This is a genomic window from Pseudomonas sp. 7-41, assembly GCF_021233075.1.
Lineage (GTDB): Bacteria > Pseudomonadota > Gammaproteobacteria > Pseudomonadales > Pseudomonadaceae > Aquipseudomonas > Aquipseudomonas veronii.
This window is the reverse complement of record NZ_CP089551.1, coordinates 1,689,934-1,708,568: the sequence shown is the minus strand read 5'-3', so window position 1 is coordinate 1,708,568 and position 18,635 is coordinate 1,689,934. Positions and strand designations below refer to the sequence as shown.

The 18,635-nt window shown below is 62.1% G+C and carries 16 protein-coding genes; 13 read left to right on the top strand and 3 right to left on the bottom strand.

Going from position 1 to position 18,635, the window contains the following annotated elements; all coding sequences use genetic code 11:
* Positions 1–371 precede the first annotated feature (371 nt).
* The 5 genes from map to LQ249_RS07615 all read left to right on the top strand — a co-directional run bounded on the left by map (position 372) and on the right by LQ249_RS07615 (position 6,859).
* A complete protein-coding gene (gene map, locus LQ249_RS07635; protein WP_017844739.1) occupies positions 372–1,154 on the top strand; it encodes a type I methionyl aminopeptidase in 783 nt (260 codons plus the stop codon).
* A gap of 64 nt (positions 1,155–1,218) precedes the next feature.
* On the top strand, positions 1,219–3,921 hold the full coding sequence (locus LQ249_RS07630; protein WP_046384468.1) for a [protein-PII] uridylyltransferase: 2,703 nt from the start codon (positions 1,219–1,221) through the stop codon (positions 3,919–3,921).
* Between the two features lie 39 nt (positions 3,922–3,960).
* The gene (gene dapC, locus LQ249_RS07625; RefSeq protein WP_046490180.1) at positions 3,961–5,160 is read left to right on the top strand and encodes a succinyldiaminopimelate transaminase; all 1,200 of its coding nucleotides are present in this window, start codon (positions 3,961–3,963) and stop codon (positions 5,158–5,160) included.
* Positions 5,161–5,249: 89 nt separating this feature from the next.
* The gene (locus LQ249_RS07620; protein ID WP_169864445.1) at positions 5,250–5,963 is read left to right on the top strand and encodes a M12 family metallopeptidase; all 714 of its coding nucleotides are present in this window, start codon (positions 5,250–5,252) and stop codon (positions 5,961–5,963) included.
* Positions 5,964–6,076: 113 nt separating this feature from the next.
* On the top strand, positions 6,077–6,859 hold the full coding sequence (locus LQ249_RS07615; protein ID WP_232566338.1) for a M12 family metallopeptidase: 783 nt from the start codon (positions 6,077–6,079) through the stop codon (positions 6,857–6,859).
* 44 nt (positions 6,860–6,903) lie between these two features.
* On the opposite strand, the gene LQ249_RS07610 is transcribed toward LQ249_RS07615, so the two are convergent.
* Positions 6,904–8,547, bottom strand: a complete 1,644-nt coding sequence (locus LQ249_RS07610; protein ID WP_046384470.1) for a Na+/H+ antiporter — start codon at positions 8,545–8,547, stop codon at positions 6,904–6,906.
* A 212-nt stretch (positions 8,548–8,759) separates the two neighbouring features.
* Between LQ249_RS07610 and LQ249_RS07605 the strand changes: the two genes are divergently transcribed.
* From LQ249_RS07605 to LQ249_RS07590, 4 genes are all read left to right on the top strand, one after another.
* Positions 8,760–9,122: an ArsC family reductase gene (locus tag LQ249_RS07605; RefSeq protein ID WP_026139766.1), complete on the top strand. Its 363-nt coding sequence runs from the start codon at positions 8,760–8,762 to the stop codon at positions 9,120–9,122.
* A 32-nt stretch (positions 9,123–9,154) separates the two neighbouring features.
* A complete protein-coding gene (gene dapD, locus LQ249_RS07600; RefSeq protein ID WP_046490174.1) occupies positions 9,155–10,189 on the top strand; it encodes a 2,3,4,5-tetrahydropyridine-2,6-dicarboxylate N-succinyltransferase in 1,035 nt (344 codons plus the stop codon).
* A gap of 64 nt (positions 10,190–10,253) precedes the next feature.
* A complete protein-coding gene (locus LQ249_RS07595; RefSeq protein WP_232566337.1) occupies positions 10,254–11,459 on the top strand; it encodes an aminotransferase class V-fold PLP-dependent enzyme in 1,206 nt (401 codons plus the stop codon).
* Positions 11,456–11,863, top strand: coding sequence for a SufE family protein (locus LQ249_RS07590; RefSeq protein ID WP_017844731.1), 408 nt, complete (start codon positions 11,456–11,458; stop codon positions 11,861–11,863). The genes LQ249_RS07595 and LQ249_RS07590 overlap by 4 nt, the downstream gene beginning before the upstream one ends.
* Before the next feature lie 122 nt (positions 11,864–11,985).
* On the opposite strand, the gene tcdA is transcribed toward LQ249_RS07590, so the two are convergent.
* Positions 11,986–12,795 carry a tRNA cyclic N6-threonylcarbamoyladenosine(37) synthase TcdA gene (gene tcdA / locus LQ249_RS07585; protein WP_026139765.1) on the bottom strand — a complete coding sequence of 270 codons (810 nt, stop codon included), beginning with the start codon at positions 12,793–12,795 and terminating at the stop codon, positions 11,986–11,988.
* A gap of 218 nt (positions 12,796–13,013) precedes the next feature.
* Here tcdA and LQ249_RS07580 point away from each other — a divergent pair, with 218 nt between their 5' ends.
* The 4 genes from LQ249_RS07580 (at position 13,014) to LQ249_RS07565 (ending at position 18,241) form a co-directional block, all read left to right on the top strand.
* Entirely contained in the window at positions 13,014–15,605 is a 2,592-nt protein-coding gene (locus LQ249_RS07580; RefSeq protein WP_046384473.1) for a glycosyltransferase, read from the top strand.
* 226 nt (positions 15,606–15,831) lie between these two features.
* Positions 15,832–16,983 (top strand): succinyl-diaminopimelate desuccinylase, encoded by a 1,152-nt coding sequence (gene dapE / locus LQ249_RS07575; protein ID WP_232566336.1) that lies wholly within the window; start codon positions 15,832–15,834, stop codon positions 16,981–16,983.
* Positions 16,983–17,792 (top strand): putative RNA methyltransferase, encoded by an 810-nt coding sequence (locus LQ249_RS07570; RefSeq protein WP_017844726.1) that lies wholly within the window; start codon positions 16,983–16,985, stop codon positions 17,790–17,792. Before dapE ends, LQ249_RS07570 begins: the two co-directional genes overlap by 1 nt.
* 71 nt (positions 17,793–17,863) lie before the next feature.
* Positions 17,864–18,241, top strand: coding sequence for a hypothetical protein (locus tag LQ249_RS07565; protein ID WP_046490163.1), 378 nt, complete (start codon positions 17,864–17,866; stop codon positions 18,239–18,241).
* A gap of 143 nt (positions 18,242–18,384) precedes the next feature.
* Here LQ249_RS07565 and LQ249_RS07560 read toward each other — a convergent pair whose 3' ends face one another.
* On the bottom strand, positions 18,385–18,594 hold the full coding sequence (locus LQ249_RS07560) for a cold-shock protein (protein ID WP_017844724.1): 210 nt from the start codon (positions 18,592–18,594) through the stop codon (positions 18,385–18,387).
* Positions 18,595–18,635: the final 41 nt, after the last annotated feature.

The following is an 18,635-nucleotide window of genomic DNA, read 5'->3' as shown; positions in this document are numbered from 1 at the left end:
CGGGTTTGGCCTCCACGTATCCCAATGACCAACCAGCGGCATCAAGGCCTCCGGCACCCAGGTCATCGTGTCGACACGTGTGTGGATTTAAGCTTCGCGGGGTATCCCCGGAAAGCGGCGCATTTTATACCACACGAAGGGAAAAAACGAAACCCGCAATCACATTTGCCGCCAACGACTTTTGCGCAACCCTTTGAATCGCGCCACTATAGCCCCACCTTATAGAGATAACCGATGGCCAGACGCTCATGGTTTGCCGCCCGCGTCTGGTAGAATCGCGTTTTTCAGGGCTTGTGCGAATTCTGCAACCTTTTGTCGCACACCCGTAAACCGTATTGATTTCAGCGCCTCGCGCTAGAGAGAGAGCCTGTATGACCGTTACCTTGAAAACCGCCGAAGACATTGCCGGCATGCGCGTTGCCGGCAAACTGGCGGCCGACGTGCTGGAAATGATTGCCGAACACGTCAAGCCCGGCGTCACCACCGAAACGCTGGACCGCATTTGCCACGACTATATAGTCGACGTGCAAAAAGCTATCCCTGCCCCGCTGAACTACAAGGGCTTCCCCAAGTCGATCTGCACCTCGATCAACCACGTGGTCTGCCACGGGATTCCCGGCGACAAACCGCTGAAAGACGGCGACACCCTGAACATCGACGTCACCGTCATCAAAGACGGCTACCACGGCGATACCAGCCGCATGTTCCATGTCGGCACCGTGCCGGTCTGGGCCGAGCGCCTGTCCCAGGTGACCCAGGAATGCATGTACAAGGCCATTGAAATCGTCAAACCCGGCTGCCGCCTGGGCGATATCGGTGAAGTGATCCAGAAGCACGCTGAAAAGAACGGCTTCTCGGTGGTCCGTGAGTTCTGCGGCCACGGCATCGGCAAGGTGTTCCACGAAGAGCCGCAGATCCTGCACTACGGCCGCGCCGGCACCGGCATGGAACTCAAAGCCGGCATGACCTTTACCATCGAGCCGATGATCAACCAGGGCAAGGCCGACACCAAGGTGCTGGGCGACGGCTGGACCGCCATCACCAAGGACCGCAAGCTCTCCGCCCAGTGGGAACACACCCTGCTGGTCACCGACACCGGCTACGAGATCTTCACCCTGCGCGCGGACGACACCATCCCACGCATCTCGGCGTAACGGCTGCCCTGGTTTTCCCAGACTGTGTTGTGACTGACTGATAGATAGAAAGGAAAGCCGAACGATGCCCCAGGTGGATCCCGAACTCTTCGACCGTGGCCAGTTCCAGGCCGAACTGGCGCTGAAGGCCAGCCCTATCGCCGCCTTCAAGAAGGCTATCCGCCAGGCCCGCGAGGTGCTCGACGAGCGCTTTCGCAGCGGCCGGGACATCCGTCGGCTGATCGAGGACCGCGCCTGGTTCGTCGATAACATCCTGCAAAAGGCCTGGGAACAGTTCAGTTGGAGCGAAGACGCCGATATCGCCCTGGTGGCGGTCGGCGGCTACGGCCGCGGCGAGCTGCACCCCTACTCGGACATCGACCTGCTGATCCTGCTGGACAGCGCCGACCATGAGATCTTTCGCGATTCCATCGAGCGTTTTCTGACGCTGTTGTGGGACATCGGCCTGGAAGTCGGCCAGAGCGTGCGCTCGGTGGCCGAATGCGGCGAAGAAGCCCGCGCCGACCTCACCGTCATCACCAACCTGATGGAAAGCCGCACCATCGCCGGTCCCGAGCGTCTGCGCCAACGCATGCTCGAAGTCACCAGCACCGCGCACATGTGGCCGAGCAAGGAGTTCTTCCTGGCCAAGCGTGCCGAGCAGAAAGCCCGGCACCACAAGTACAACGACACCGAATACAACCTGGAACCCAACGTCAAAGGCTCCCCGGGGGGCTTGCGCGATATCCAGACGATCTTGTGGGTCGCCCGTCGCCAGTACGGCACCCTGAACCTGCGCGCCCTGGCCGGTGAAGGCTTTCTGGTGGAAAGCGAAAACGCCCTGCTCGCCTCGTCCCAGGAATTCCTCTGGAAAGTGCGCTACGCCCTGCACATGCTCGCCGGGCGTGCCGAAGACCGCCTGCTGTTCGACCATCAGCGCTCCATCGCCACCCTGCTGGGTTTCGAGGGCGAAGACGCGAAGACCAGCATCGAAAGTTTCATGCAGCAGTACTACCGGGTGGTCATGAGCATCGCCCAGCTCAGCGACCTGATCATCCAGCACTTCGAAGAAGTGATCCTGGCCCCGGAAGACGAAGCGCCGCCGCAGCCGATCAACCCCCGTTTCCAGCTGCACGACGGCTATATCGAGGCGCGCAACGACAACGTGTTCCGCCGCACGCCGTTTGCCATGCTGGAAATTTTCGTGCTGATGGCCCAGCAGCCGGAAATCAAAGGCGTGCGCGCCGACACGATTCGCCTGCTGCGAGAAAACCGTCACCTGATCGACGATGACTTTCGCAACGACATCCGCAACACCAGCCTGTTCATCGAGCTGTTCAAGTGCAAGATCGGCATCCACCGCAACCTGCGGCGGATGAACCGCTACGGCATCCTCGGGCGTTACCTGCCGGAGTTCGGCTTTATCGTCGGGCAGATGCAGCACGACCTGTTCCACATCTACACCGTCGACGCCCACACCCTGAACCTGATCAAGCACCTGCGTAAGCTGCAGTACACCCAGGTGTCAGAGAAATTCCCGCTGGCCAGTAAGCTGATGGCCAAGCTGCCCAAACCCGAACTGATCTACCTGGCCGGCCTGTACCACGACATCGGCAAAGGCCGCCACGGCGACCATTCGGAAGTCGGCGCGGTCGATGCCGAGGCGTTCTGCCAGCGTCACCAGTTGCCGTTGTGGGACAGCCGCCTGATTGTCTGGCTGGTGCAGAACCATCTGGTGATGTCGACGACCGCCCAGCGCAAGGACCTGTCCGACCCGCAGGTGATCCATGACTTCGCCGGGATCGTCGGCGATGAAACCCGTCTCGACTACCTGTATGTGCTGACGGTTTCCGATATCAATGCCACCAACCCGACCCTCTGGAACTCCTGGCGCGCGAGCCTGTTGCGCCAGCTGTACACCGAGACCAAGCGCGCCCTGCGCCGGGGCCTGGAAAACCCGGTGGACCGCGAAGAACAGATCCGCCGCACCCAAAGCGCGGCCCTGGATATCCTCGTGCGCGGCGGCAACGACCCGGACGACGTCGAACAATTGTGGTCGCAACTGGGTGACGATTACTTCCTGCGTCACACCGCCGGCGACGTGGCCTGGCACAGCGATGCAATCCTGCAGCAACCGGCCGATGGCGGCCCGCTGGTGCTGATCAAAGAGACGACTCAACGCGAGTTCGAAGGCGGCACGCAGATCTTCATCTACGCCCCCGACCAGCACGACTTCTTCGCCGTGACCGTAGCGGCCATGGACCAGCTCAACCTGAACATCCACGACGCCCGGGTCATCACCTCCAGCAGCCAGTTCACCCTCGACACCTACATCGTGCTCGACACCGAAGGCGAGTCCATCGGCGATAACCCGGCGCGGGTGAAAAAGATCCGCGAAGGCCTGACCGAAGCGTTGCGCAACCCGGACGACTACCCGACCATCATCCAGCGCCGCGTGCCACGCCAGCTCAAGCATTTTGCGTTTGCGCCCCAGGTGACCATTTCCAACGACGCCCAGCGCCCGGTGACGGTGCTGGAACTCAGCGCGCCGGATCGCCCGGGCCTGCTGGCGCGGATCGGCGGGATTTTCCTGGAGTTCGACCTGTCGTTGCAGAACGCCAAGATTGCGACCCTCGGCGAGCGCGTGGAAGACGTGTTCTTCATTACCGACGCCGACAACCAGCCGCTGTCCGACCCCGAACTGTGCCGCCGCCTGCAGGATGCAATCGTCCAGCAGTTGAGCGTTCACCAGGAGCCCGGGGTCGAGCTGACGCGCCTGACGATTTGATACCCGCCCAGTTTTTAACGCCTTGCACGAGATCCACCGATGAACAACGCCCTGAACCAGCTGCAGCCCTACCCGTTCGAAAAATTGCGCGCCCTGCTCGGCAGCGTCACGCCGAACCCGGACAAACGTCCGATCGCGTTGTCCATCGGCGAGCCCAAGCATAAATCGCCGACCTTCGTCGCCGAGGCGTTGAGCAATAACCTCGACCAGATGGCGGTGTACCCGACCACCCTGGGCATTGCGGCGCTGCGCGAGGCCATCGCAGCCTGGTGCGAACGCCGCTTCAATGTACCCAAGGGCTGGCTGGACCCGGCGCGTAACATCCTGCCGGTCAACGGCACCCGCGAGGCACTGTTCGCCTTCACCCAAGCCGTGGTCAATCGCAGTGACGACGCGCTGGTGGTAAGCCCGAACCCGTTCTACCAGATCTATGAAGGCGCGGCGTTCCTGGCCGGCGCCAAGCCGCACTACCTGCCGTGCCTGGACGCCAATGGCTTCAACCCGGATTTCGACGCCGTGTCGCCAGACGTCTGGAAGCGCTGCCAGATCCTGTTCCTGTGCTCCCCCGGCAACCCGACCGGCGCGCTGATCCCGGTCGACACCCTGAAAAAGCTCATCGCCCTGGCCGACGAATATGACTTCGTGATTGCCGCCGACGAGTGCTACAGCGAGCTGTACTTCGACGAACAAAGCCCGCCGCCGGGCCTGTTGAGCGCCTGCGTCGAACTCGGCCGCCAGGACTTCAAACGCTGCGTGGTGTTCCACAGCCTGTCCAAGCGCTCCAACCTGCCGGGCCTGCGCTCCGGCTTCGTGGCCGGCGACGCCGACATCCTCAAGGCCTTCCTGCTGTACCGCACCTACCACGGCTGCGCGATGCCCGTGCAAACCCAACTGGCAAGCATCGCCGCCTGGCAGGACGAAGCCCACGTCCAGGCCAACCGCGACCTGTATCGGGAAAAATTCGACGCTGTGCTGGCGATCCTCAAGCCGGTGCTGGACGTACAAGCCCCCGATGGTGGTTTCTACCTGTGGCCGAATGTAGAGGGTGACGACGCCGCCTTCTGTCGCGATCTGTTTGTGCAAGAACACGTGACCGTAGTACCCGGTTCGTACCTGTCGCGGGAGGTGGACGGCGTCAACCCAGGCGCCGGGCGCGTTCGCATGGCATTGGTTGCACCACTGGCGGAGTGCGTGGAAGCGGCTGAGCGCATTCGCGATTTCATTCAACGCAGGAAGTAACCTCGCCACATCCCGCACTGTGTCGCACAGTGCGGGAACCTTGTTCACTCGCTCACCACCAATAGGCAAACTTCCTACGAGTAATGCCTATGAGCCTAATCACCCCGTCGCTCGCCCCTCCCCCCGCTTATGAGCCGCTCCCGAATAACCACACCTCCCCTCCCGAATCCGCCGGGCGAACCAAAAGAGGCATCGCCGACAGCGACAAGCGCTGGCCGGCCGGCGTGGTCACCGTTGCGCTCGACCTGAGCAGCGAAAAAAGCAAAGCGCTGGTGGTGGACGCTATCCGCGAGTGGGCCCACCACACGCCGGCCCTGCGCTTCAATATCGTCGAAGGCAAGACGGGCGATATTCGTATTTCTGACGATGAAGGGCTCAAGGGCAATTGGTCCGCCATTGGCACAGAGGCCAAGCGCATCGATGAAGATCAACCCACGATGCACCTCAACCGGACCGACGACTCGAAGAAGTTGCGCAGTACGGCCCTGCACGAATTCGGCCACGCCCTCGGGTTATTGCACGAACACCAACACCCGCAGAACAGCCTGGATTGGGACAGCCCCCAAGTGTATGACTACTACACCAGCGACTCTTTCAACGAAGCCATGGTACGCGAGCATATCCTTGAGCCAGACAACCGGCCCGGCCTGCAGATCACCCCATACGATCCACAGTCCGTGATGCATTATGAAATTCCGGCAGCATTGAGGCGCAACGGCCAGGCCATTCCTAAAAACACAACCCTTTCCGCGGGCGACAAGCAAACGATCAGAACGCTGTACCCCCCGGTCAACCCGACGTAGCGGGCCCAGGGGTAAACATCGGCTCACGTATTCACTCAACACCGCCGGGAACTTTCCTGTAATTGGCACGAATCAACCAGTGTCTCGTCTCGACCTGCCGCAGGAAACGCTCAATGATAAACCCCGCCCCCGAAGCCTCGTATCAGCCTGGCACGCACTGGTCGCCTGGCGAAAGCAGCGATAGCGCTACGCCAACGCACAGTCTTTCGAGACGTCGACGCAATGTCGGCGAGCCGGGCAAATACTGGCCCCAGAACACTACGCTCACGATCGCCATGTATGAGTATGGGGTGGACGACGAATACGTGCTGGCCGTGAAAAAAGCCGCCAGCCGTTGGCTGCCCCATATCAACCTGAAGTTTGATTTTGTCTCGGGCGCGAGAGGCGATATCCGTATTGCGCAGAATCCGCCGGGCGATAACGGCGGCGCTTCATCCATAGGCACCGATGCGCGCAACATTCCGTTCGGGCTGCCGACCATGAGCCTGCCCATGGATCACAACGCGCCCCGCTTCGAAGACACCGTCCTGCATGAATTCGGGCATATGCTCGGTGCCCATCACGCCCACCAGCACCCCGATGCCAACATTCCGTGGAACCGTGAAACCATCCACCAGACCTACCGCAACACCCCCAACCCGCAGGAGGTGGAGGACAACGTCCTGCCGCTGACTCGCAGCAGCGCTTATGACTTGCTGCCTTATGACCCTGACTCGGTCATGCACTACGCTGTCAGCCCGGACCAGACCAATGGAAAGCGGGCGCACAGCGAGAACAGGTCACTGAGTGACGGAGACATTGCCTGGGCCCAAAAAGCCTACCCTCAAGCGGCGCCCATACCCGCCGTGATCCGTCATCCACGCTTTCGTGATGCCGACTCAGACTGCACCGTTTAAGGCAACGCATACTCAGCGCCGGCGGCACGGCGGCCCCCAATTGCCTACTTCGGCGACCCCAGGTTCGCCTCACTCATGTCCAGGTCGTCCAACACCTCCCTCAACACGTCATCCCCGATCCGGTGATGACGGCTCAGGCTATACAACTCCAAGCGCTGCGCCCGCAACGCCTTGAGCCGTAGCTTTCGCTCCAGTTGGTCCATCTGCGACGCCAGTGCCTGGGCTTCGGCGGAGTCGTTGAAGACGTCCAACTGATGCCGGTATTCCGACATCAGTCGCGCCTTCAGTTCGGTAGCCAATGCGGCCTGGGCGGCGTCCGCGGGAGCGCTCTCGGTGGGTTCTTCGACCTCAAGCGCATGGATCGCCGCCACGGCGGTCTTTTTCCACGCCTCGCGCACTTCATTGTGGTGTTTTTCATCGGGGCTTTTTTCAATGCCGCGCAGCAGCAGCGGCAACGCAATACAGGCAGCGATGAGCGACAACAGGATCACCCCGGCCGCGATAAAGATCAGCAGATCGCGTTCCGGGAACGCCTTGCCCGGCGCCAGCAGCAAGGGCACCGACATCACACCGGCCAACGTCACCGCCCCGCGCACACCGCCCACGGTCAACAGCCAGCAGGAACGTGCCGTCGGCACCAGGGTAAGCTCGCTTTTCCCACGCAGGCGCCGGAGCACGCCCGACAGACGCCAGATGCTTTGCACCCAGATGAAGCGTAATACCAACAACACCAGGAAGATCGCGACCACGTCCAGGCAGCGATACAGCAGGGTCGGCCACAGCGTGGTTTCATGACTCACCACCGCCTTGATGATGTCCGGCAGTTGCAACCCCAATAGCAGGAAGATCAAGCCATTGAAGGCAAACTCCAGCAGCGACCACACACTGCGATTGAGCAAGCGCGTGCTGGTCTGGCGGGGCAGCAGGTCCAGCCAGCTTTGCATCATGCCCGCCGCCACGGCAGAAAGAATCCCCGATGCGCCCAGGCGTTCGGCCAGAACATAGGCGGCGAACGGCAGCAGCAACATGAACACAACGTGGGTGGCCGGGTCGTCCCAGCCTCGCGCAATCATCCAGACACGCAAGCGCCCCACCAGCCAGCTCAACGCGATCCCGACCGCCAGACCGCCGATGGCCACCAGTACAAAGGTCAGGCTGGCATCCGCCAGGGAAAACACCCCGGTCAAGGCTGCCACCAGGGCGAACTTGAAGGTCACCAGGCCCGAGGCATCGTTCATCAAGGCTTCGCCCTGGAGCATATGCATCAACGGCGTGGGTAAACGGTTCTGGGAAATGGCCGACACCGCCACGGCGTCCGTCGGCGATAACACCGCCGCCAGGGCAAAGGCCACCGGCAATGGAATCGAAGGCAACAACCAATGAATGAAGTAGCCAGCGCCGACCACGGTGAACAGCACCAGCCCCACCGCCAACGTCAGAATCGGCCCGCGCAGGCGCCACAGTTCACGCTTGGGCATGCGCCAGCCATCGGAGAACAACAGCGGCGGCAGGAACAGAAACAGGAACAACTCCGGGTCCAGCGCGACATGCAGCCCCAGCGTGGGCCAGGCCAGCAAGGCCCCGGCGGCAATCTGCACCAGCGGTAACGGCAGTGGGATGACTCGCCAGACCAGCCGCGAAACGCTGACCAGCATCAGCAAGATAAGAACGGTGTAGGCGGTTTGCATAACGCGGTTTTCCCGGACAATCGACTTGCAACGACACACATCAGGCAACAACTCACCATTGAAGTGCCATATTAGCCGCCTATGCTGCGCGATGGCTTTCGCACAATAGTCGCACCGGGCAATCCACGCTAGAGACGAGCGGCACCCAAACCCGCTGGTCGTGGCATAATCCCAGACCTTTCATCTTCATTGGTCCAAAGGGGGGCAATTCCTTGACCGTATCAAGTAAAACCTTGCACCTTTTCGGCATCAAAGCCTGCGACACCATGAAAAAAGCCCGCACCTGGCTCGACGAGCACGGCGTGAGCTACGAGTTCCATGACTACAAAACCGTCGGTATCGACCGCGAACACTTGACCCAATGGTGCAACGAGCACGGTTGGCAGGTGGTTTTGAACCGTGCGGGCACCACCTTTCGCAAACTCGAAGACGAACGCAAAGCCGATCTCGATCAGTCGAAAGCCATTGAATTGATGCTCGCACAACCCTCGATGATCAAGCGCCCGGTGCTTGATCTCGGAGACAGAACCCTGATTGGCTTCAAGCCAGATACTTATTCGGCAGCCCTCAAGTAGGCCGGCCATCCCATTTTTGTAGAGGTAACAGCATGTCCAATTCCCTGTTCAGCCTGGGCTTCGGCGTCGGCACTCAGAACCGCCAAGGTGCTTGGCTGGAAGTGTTTTACGCACAACCCGTACTCAACCCGTCGGCAGAAGTCGTCGCCGCCATCGCGCCGATCCTCGGTTACAGCGAAGGCAACCAGGCGATCACCTTCACCGTCGCCCAAGCCCTGCAACTGGCTGACGCGCTCAAAGGCGTCGACGCGACCCAGGCAGCCCTGCTGACCCGCCTGGCTGAAAGCCATACCCCGCTGGTCGCCACCCTGCTGGCCGAAGACGCCGCACTGACTTCCACGCCTGAGGCCTACCTCAAGCTGCACCTGCTGTCCCACCGCCTGGTCAAGCCCCACGGCCTGAGCCTGGCCGGTGTATTCGCGCAACTGCCGAACGTGGCCTGGACCAGCCAGGGCGCGATCGACATCAATGAGCTGGCCGAACGCCAACTCGAAGCGCGCCTGCGTGGCGAGCTGCTGGAAGTGTTCTCGGTGGACAAGTTCCCGAAAATGACCGATTACGTCGTACCCAGCGGCGTGCGTATCGCTGACGCCGCGCGTATCCGCCTGGGCGCCTACGTGGGCGAAGGCACCACCGTGATGCACGAAGGTTTCGTCAACTTCAACGCTGGCACCGAAGGCCCGGGCATGATCGAAGGCCGTGTCTCGGCCGGCGTATTTGTCGGCAAGGGTTCGGACCTGGGCGGCGGTTGCTCCACCATGGGCACCCTGTCGGGTGGCGGCAACATCGTGATCAAGGTCGGCGAAGGCTGCCTGATCGGCGCCAACGCCGGTATCGGGATCCCGCTGGGCGACCGCAACACCGTGGAATCGGGCCTGTATGTCACCGCCGGGACCAAGGTTGCCCTGCTCGACGAGCGCAACCAGCTGGTTAAAGTGGTCAAGGCGCGCGAGCTGGCCGGCCAGCCGGACCTGCTGTTCCGCCGTAACTCCGAGACCGGTGCCGTGGAGTGCAAAACCCACAAGTCGGCCATCGAACTGAACGAAGCGCTGCACGCTCACAACTAAGCAGCGACTCGATGCCACTCGCGGGCCCCGATCCTGGGGCCCGTTTATACGAGTCTTGAACACCATGCTTGTGCCCTCTCCCTGGCGCGTCGACTTTCCGGCCATCGCCGCCCTGCAACGGCAAGACCAGACCTATCTGGACAGCGCCGCCACCGCGCAAAAACCTCAAGCCCTGTTGGACGCGATCAGCCATTACTACGCCAATGGCGCCGCTAACGTTCACCGTGCCCAGCATTTGCCGGGCGCCCACGCGACCCAGGCTTTCGAGGACAGTCGCAACAAGGTCGCGCAGTGGTTGAATGCAGGAGACAGCGGGCACATCGTCTTCACTCATGGCGCGACGTCGGCGCTGAACCTCTTGGCCTACGGCCTCGAGCACTTATTCAATGCGGGCGATGAACTAGTCATCAGCGCCCTGGAACACCACGCCAACCTGCTGCCCTGGCAGCAACTGGCCAAACGTCGCGCGCTGGAACTGGTGATCCTGCCGGTTAGCGACGACGGTATGATCGACCTTCAGGCCGCCGCCACGCTGATCGGCCCGCGCACGCGCCTGCTGGCGGTGAGCCAACTGTCCAACGTGCTGGGCACCTGGCAACCGCTGGAACCCTTGCTGGCCATGGCCAAGGCCGAGGGCGCGCTGACCGTGGTCGATGGCGCCCAGGGCATCGTCCATGGCCGCCACGACGTACAAGCGCTGGGCTGCGACTTCTACGTATTTTCCAGCCACAAACTCTACGGCCCGGACGGCGTCGGCGTGCTGTACGGCCGCACCCAAGCCCTGCATCAGTTGCGCCACTGGCAGTTCGGCGGCGAAATGGTGCAACAGGCCGATTACCACAGCGCCAGCTTCCGTCCCGCGCCGCTGGGGTTCGAGGCCGGCACCCCACCGATTGCCAGCGTGATAGGCCTGGGCGCCAGCCTGGATTACCTCAATTCACTGGATCAACCGGCGCTCATCGCCCACGAAGCCGCCCTGCACGAGTACCTGTTGCGCGGGCTGAAAGCGCGCAATGGCGTGCGCGTACTGGGCGCGCCGCAGGTGGCGTTGGTCAGTTTTGTGGTGGAAGGCGTGCATAACGCCGATCTAGCGCACTTGCTGACCGAACAGGGCATTGCCGTGCGCGCCGGCCATCATTGCGCGATGCCGCTGCTCAAGGCGATGCACTTGTCGGGAGCGATTCGCGTGTCCCTGGCGCTGTACAACAATTCCGATGATCTGGAGCGATTCTTCGAAGCGCTGGACCAGGCCCTGGATATGCTGCGATGAGCCTGCCGGCCGAGGCTGTCGGCGCGCTTGAGTCGTTTCAGGCAGTGGGCAGTTGGGAGCAACGCGCGCGCCTGCTGATGCAATGGGGCGAACGGCTGCCGCCGCTGGCGGACGAAGACAAGGTCGAGGCCAATCTGGTGCAAGGCTGCGAGAGCCTGGTATGGCTGGTCGGGCGTTTATCCGACGGCCACTGGCAGTTCGCCGCCAGCAGCGAAGCGCGCATGATCCGTGGGCTGGTGGCGTTGCTGCTGGCGCGGGTCAACGGGCTGTCGGCCGCCGAGTTGCAGGCGGTCGACTTGCCGGACTGGTTCAATCAACTGGGGCTGTCCCGCCAGTTGTCGCCGTCGCGCAGCAATGGCCTGAACGCCGTGCTGCAGCGCATGCGCGAACTAAGCCGTACATAAAACCCAATGTGGGAGGGGGCTTGCCCCCGATAGCAGAGTGTCAGTCACTGAATACATTGACTGAACCACCGCTATCGGGGGCAAGCCCCCTCCCACATTTGAATGGTGCAAGGCCTTGAGGTTTAAGAAGGTTTGACCCGATCGGAAGGCCGGCGCACCCCGGCCACGATCTTGTCCACCGCCTTGGTCGCCGCCACCATGCCGAAGGTTGCAGTGACCATCATCACCGCGCCAAACCCGCCGGCGCAGTCCAGCTTCACGCCGTCGCCGACAAAACTCTTCTGCAAGCAGATGCTGCCGTCCGGCTTCGGATAGCGCAGTTGCTCGGTGGAAAACACACACGGCACGCTGTAATGGCGGGTCACCGTGCGCGAGAAGCCATAGTCACGGCGCAGGGTGGAGCGCACTTTCGAGGCCAGCGGGTCGTTGAAGGTGCGGTTCAGGTCGCAGACCTGGATCAACGTCGGGTCGATCTGCCCGCCAGCGCCGCCGGTGGTGATGATCTGGATCTTGCGGCGCTTGCACCAGGCGATCAGTGCCGCCTTGGCGTTGACGGCGTCGATGCAGTCGATCACGCAGTCGATGTTGGGGGTGATGTACTCGGCCATGGTCTCGCGGGTCACGAAATCCGCCACGGCATGCACCGTGCAGTCCGGGTTGATGCCGCGCAGGCGCTCAGCCATCACCTCGACCTTGGGCTTGCCCACGGTGCTGTCGAGGGCATGCAGCTGACGGTTGCTGTTGCTGACGCAGACATCATCCAAATCAAACAACGAGATCTCGCCCACCCCACAACGGGCGATGGCTTCCGCCGCCCATGAGCCTACGCCGCCGACGCCGACGATCGCCACATGGGCCGCTTTCAAGCGCTCCAGGCCTTCAATGCCATACAAGCGGGCGACGCCTGCAAACCGCGGATCTTCTGTACTCATGACCATTACCCCAAAAACCGGCGCGCATTATAGGGCTTTGCCAGGACAAGTTCGAAACTTCGCGATACACGTAAAGAACTTAGCTGGAGATTCGCGGACTAACGTCCGGCTTTTCTCAGTCTGCTGTACGCTCAGGGAAGGGCCGGTGTAGGATGCGCGCCGTTCGGCGTAGGCCGACACCTCTTTTCGTTCCACACCTTTTGGAACCCGAAATAGCCATGTCATCGCGTAAATTTGGACTCAACCTGGTGGTGGTGCTGGCAATTGCCGCGCTGTTCACCGGCTTCTGGGCGCTGATCAACCGCCCGGTCACTGCCCCCAACTGGCCTGAACAGATCTCCGGTTTTTCCTACTCGCCGTTTCAACAAGGCCAGTACCCACAGAAAGACCAGTACCCGACCGACGACCAGATGCGTCGCGATCTGGAGATCATGAGCAAGTTGACGGACAACATCCGGACCTACTCGGTCGACGGCACTCTGGAAGACATCCCCAAGCTGGCGGAAGAGTTCGGCCTGCGCGTCACCCTGGGGATCTGGATCAGCCCGGACCTGGAACGCAACGAACGCGAGATCCAGCGCGCCATCGAGATCGCCAACAGCTCGCGCAGCGTCGTGCGCGTGGTGGTCGGCAACGAAGCGTTGTTCCGTAAAGAGATCACCCCCGAAGCACTGATCGTGTTGCTGGATCGCGTGCGCGCGGCCGTCAAGGTGCCGGTGACCACCTCCGAGCAATGGCACATCTGGGAGCACAACCCACAACTGGCCAAGCACGTCGACTTGATCGCCGCGCACATCCTGCCGTACTGGGAACATATTCCGGTGGACCAGGCGGGCCAATTCGTACTCGACCGCGCACGGGATCTGAAGAAGACCTTCCCGAAAAAGCCGCTGCTGCTGTCGGAAGTCGGCTGGCCGAGCAACGGCCGCATGCGTGGCGGTGCTGATGCGTCTCCCGCCGACCAGGCAATTTACCTGCGCACGCTGGTGAACAAGCTGAACCGCCAGGGCTTCAACTACTTCGTGATCGAGGCCTTCGACCAACCGTGGAAAGCCAGCGACGAAGGCTCGGTCGGCGCCTACTGGGGCGTGTACAACGCCGCGCGTCAGCAGAAATTCAACTTCGAAGGACCGGTGGTCGCGATCCCGCAATGGCGCGTGCTGGCCATCGGTTCGGTGGTGCTTGCACTGCTGTCGTTGACCCTGCTGATGATCGACGGCTCGGCCCTGCGCCAACGCGGCCGGACCTTCCTGACCTTTATCGCGTTCCTGTGCGGTTCGGTGCTGGTGTGGATCGGCTACGACTACAGCCAGCAATACAGCACCTGGTTCAGCCTGACGGTCGGCTTCCTCCTGGCGCTCGGCGCCCTGGGCGTGTTTATCGTGCTGCTGGCCGAAGCCCATGAACTGGCGGAAGCGGTCTGGACCCACAAACGTCGGCGTGAATTCCTGCCGGTCGTGGGGGACTCGGACTACCGCCCGAAAGTGTCGATCCATGTGCCGTGCTACAACGAGCCGCCAGAGATGGTCAAACAGACCCTCGATGCCCTGGCCGCCCTCGACTACCCGGACTACGAAGTCCTGATCATCGACAACAACACCAAAGACCCGGCGGTGTGGGAACCGGTGCGCGACTACTGCGCAACCCTGGGCCCGCGCTTCAAGTTCTTCCACGTCGCGCCCCTGGCCGGTTTCAAGGGCGGCGCGTTGAACTACCTGATCCCGCACACCGCCAAGGATGCCGAAGTGATCGCGGTGATCGACTCGGACTACTGCGTGTCGCCGAACTGGCTCAAGCACATGGTGCCGCACTTCGCCGACCCGAAAATCGCCGTGGTGCAGTCGCCGCAGGATTATCGCGACCAGAACGAAAGCACCTTCAAGAAGCTCTGCTACGCCGAATACAAAGGCTTCTTCCATATCGGCATGGTCACCCGCAACGACCGCGACGCGATCATCCAGCACGGCACCATGACCATGACCCGTCGCTCGGTGCTCGAAGAGCTGGGCTGGGCCGACTGGTGCATCTGCGAAGACGCCGAACTCGGCCTGCGCGTGTTCGAGAAAGGCCTGTCGGCCGCGTATTACCACGAAAGCTACGGCAAGGGCCTGATGCCCGACACCTTCATCGACTTCAAGAAACAGCGTTTCCGCTGGGCCTATGGCGCGATCCAGATCATCAAGCGTCACACCGCCAGCCTGCTGCGCGGCAAGGACACTGAGCTGACCCGTGGCCAGCGCTACCACTTCCTCGCGGGCTGGTTGCCGTGGGTGGCGGATGGCATGAACATCTTCTTCACCGTCGGCGCGCTGTTGTGGTCGGCGGCGATGATCATCGTGCCGACCCGGGTCGACCCGCCGTTGCTGATTTTCGCGATCCCGCCGTTGGCGTTGTTCGTGTTCAAGGTGGGCAAGATCATCTTCCTGTACCGTCGTGCCGTGGGGGTTAACCTCAAGGATGCGTTCTGTGCGGCGCTGGCCGGCCTGGCGTTGTCCCACACCATCGCCAAAGCGGTGCTGTATGGCTTCTTCACCACCAGCATTCCGTTCTTTCGTACACCGAAAAACGCGGATAACCACGGCTTCTGGGTAGCGATTTCCGAAGCCCGCGAAGAGATGTTCATCATGCTGCTGTTGTGGGGCGCGGCGCTGGGGATCTACCTGGTGCAGGGCCTGCCGAGCGCCGACATGCGCTTCTGGGTGGTGATGCTGCTGGTGCAGTCGCTGCCGTATGTGGCGGCGTTGATCATGGCGTTCCTGTCGTCGCTGCCGAAACCGGCGCCGAAGGCAGAGCCGGCCACCGCGCTGTAAAAACGTGTGCAATGCACTAAACGGCGGCCTCTGGCCGCCGTTTTGCTATAAGATAACGGCCGTTTTGTAAGCCTTGCACATATCACTGTAGGAGCGAGCTTGCTCGCGAAAATCATCAACGATCACGCGAACATCTTGAATGAACGCGGTGCTCTTGCGTTTTTCGCGAGCAAGCTCGCTCCTACAGTCAATTAGAACGTCGCCGCCTCGATTTCCGGAGTTTCCCATGACGGCCCATGCCGACCTTTCGCCGACCCTTCAACTTGCCATCGACCTGATCCGCCGTCCCTCGGTGACGCCGATCGACGCCGATTGCCAGAAGCTGATGATGCAGCGCCTGGGCGACGCCGGTTTCCAGCTTGAGCCGATGCGTATCGAAAACGTAGATAACTTCTGGGCCACCCACGGCAAGCACGACGGCCCGGTGCTGTGCTTTGCCGGCCACACCGACGTGGTCCCGACCGGGCCGGTGCAGGCCTGGCAGAACGATCCGTTCGACGCGCTGATCGACGACCACGGCATGCTCTGCGGCCGCGGCGCAGCGGACATGAAAGGCAGCCTGGCGGCGATGCTGGTGGCGTCGGAGCGCTTCGTGCAGGACTACCCGGACCACAAGGGCTCGGTGGCCTTTCTGATCACCAGCGATGAAGAAGGCCCGGCGCACCACGGCACCAAGGCCGTGATCGAACGCCTGGCCGCGCGCAAGGAGCGTCTGGACTGGTGCATCGTCGGCGAACCGTCCAGCACCAGCCTGGTCGGCGATGTGGTCAAGAACGGCCGTCGCGGCTCCCTCGGCGCTACCCTGACCGTGCGCGGCGTGCAAGGTCACGTGGCCTACCCGCACCTGGCGAAGAACCCGATCCACCTGGCTGCCCCGGCACTGGCGGAACTGGCCGCCGAGCATTGGGACGACGGCAACACCTTCTTCCCGCCGACCAGCTTCCAGATCTCCAACCTCAACGCCGGCACCGGCGCGACCAACGTGATCCCCGGTGACCTGACAGCGGTGTTCAACTTCCGCTTCTCTACCGAATCCACCGTGGAAGGCCTGCAACAGCGCGTTGCCGCGATCCTCGACAAACACGCCCTGGACTGGCACATAGACTGGGCGCTGTCCGGCCTGCCGTTCCTCACCGAACCGGGGGCCTTGCTCGATGCGGTGTCCGCCAGCATCAAGGCAGTCACCGGTCGCGAGACCCAGGCGTCCACCAGCGGCGGTACGTCCGACGGGCGCTTCATCGCGACCCTCGGCACCCAGGTGGTCGAGTTGGGCCCGGTCAACGCGACGATCCATCAGGTCAACGAGCGCATTCTGGCCAGCGACCTCGACGTGCTGACCGAAATCTACTACCAGACCCTGATCAAGTTGCTCGCCTGATGCTGGCCTGTCCCATTTGCAGCGCACCGCTCCACGCGGTGGACAATGGCGTGGCGTGCCCGGTCGGACACCGTTTCGACCGCGCGCGCCAGGGTTACCTGAACCTGTTGCCGGTGCAGCACAAAAACAGCCGCGACCCGGGCGACAACCTCGCCATGGTCGAGGCGCGCCGCGACTTCCTCAACGCCGGCCACTACGCCCCGGTGGCCAAGCGCCTGGCGCAACTGGCCGCGCAACAAGCACCGCAGCGCTGGGTGGACATCGGTTGTGGCGAGGGTTACTACACCGCACAAATCGCCGACGCCCTGCCCCACGCCGATGGCTATGCCCTGGATATCTCCAAGGAAGCGGTCAAGCGTGCGTGCAAGCGCAACCCGGCACTGACCTGGTTGATCGCCAGCATGGCCCGCGTGCCGTTGGCCGATGCCAGCTGCCAGTTTCTCGCCAGCGTGTTCAGCCCGTTGGACTGGCAAGAGGCCAAACGCCTGCTCAGCCCCGGCGGCGGCTTGATGAAAGTCGGCCCGACCCGCGGTCACCTGATGGAGCTGCGCGAGCGCCTGTACGACGAAGTGCGCGAGTACACCGACGACAAACACCTGGCCCTGGTGCCGGACGGCATGAGCCTTGCGCACAGCGAAACCCTCGAGTTCACGCTGAGCCTGGCGGACCCGAAAGACCGTGCCAACCTGCTGGCCATGACCCCTCACGGCTGGCGCGCCAGCGCCGAGCGCCGCACCGAGGTAATCGAGCATGCCGAACCGCTGCGGGTCAGCGTATCGATGCGCTACGATTATTTCGTGCTTCAATAACCGACTTTTCGGGCACTCCGCCCACCCTGAATCCGCGAATGGATTTTCGAATCCCGCAACGAGGAACATCCATGCGCCAACCTGATATCGAGATTTACCTGAAGGACGCCGACGTCGACCACAAGGCCATCGCCGCCTGGCTGGGCGCCGCCCTTGGCCCTTGCACCGCCTGGGTCCAGCGCGGCCAGACCTACAAGTGCACGGCCGGCGACGTGCCTGTTACCTGGCTGCCCAAGGCGGTAGGCAAATGGAACAGCCTGTACCTGGAAAGCGATCAGACCCCGTGGGAAGACGACATCGCCTGCGCCCGCGCCGCCTTTGCCGCGCTGAACGTCGAAGTGCGTTGCGCACCGGGCAGCTGGGTTGAGGAAGAAGGCGAGGAAAGTGCCGACACCTGGATTCGCATCAGCGAAGACGGTGAAGAACAGATCACCTGGAAAACCACCTGATCCGCAATTGCGAACCCAATCAAATGTGGGAGGGGGCTTGCCCCCGATCGCGGTGGGCCAGTCAATACATTTAGTGACTGATCCAACGCGATCGGGAGCAAGCCCCCTCCCACATGGGTTCTACGGTGTAACAAAAACCCGCATTACAAACCCACCACATCCTCTGCCTGCAAGCCCTTCTCGCCGCTCACCACGGCGTATTCCACCTGCTGGCCTTCGGCCAGGGAACGGTGCCCTTCACCGCGGATGGCGCGGTAGTGTACGAACACATCCTTGCCGTCTTCACGCTGAATAAAGCCATATCCCTTGGCATCGTTGAACCACTTCACATTACCGGTTTCGCGCGTTGTCATCTGTTCACTCCCACATGATTGTTATTGTCGAGTCGGTCGCG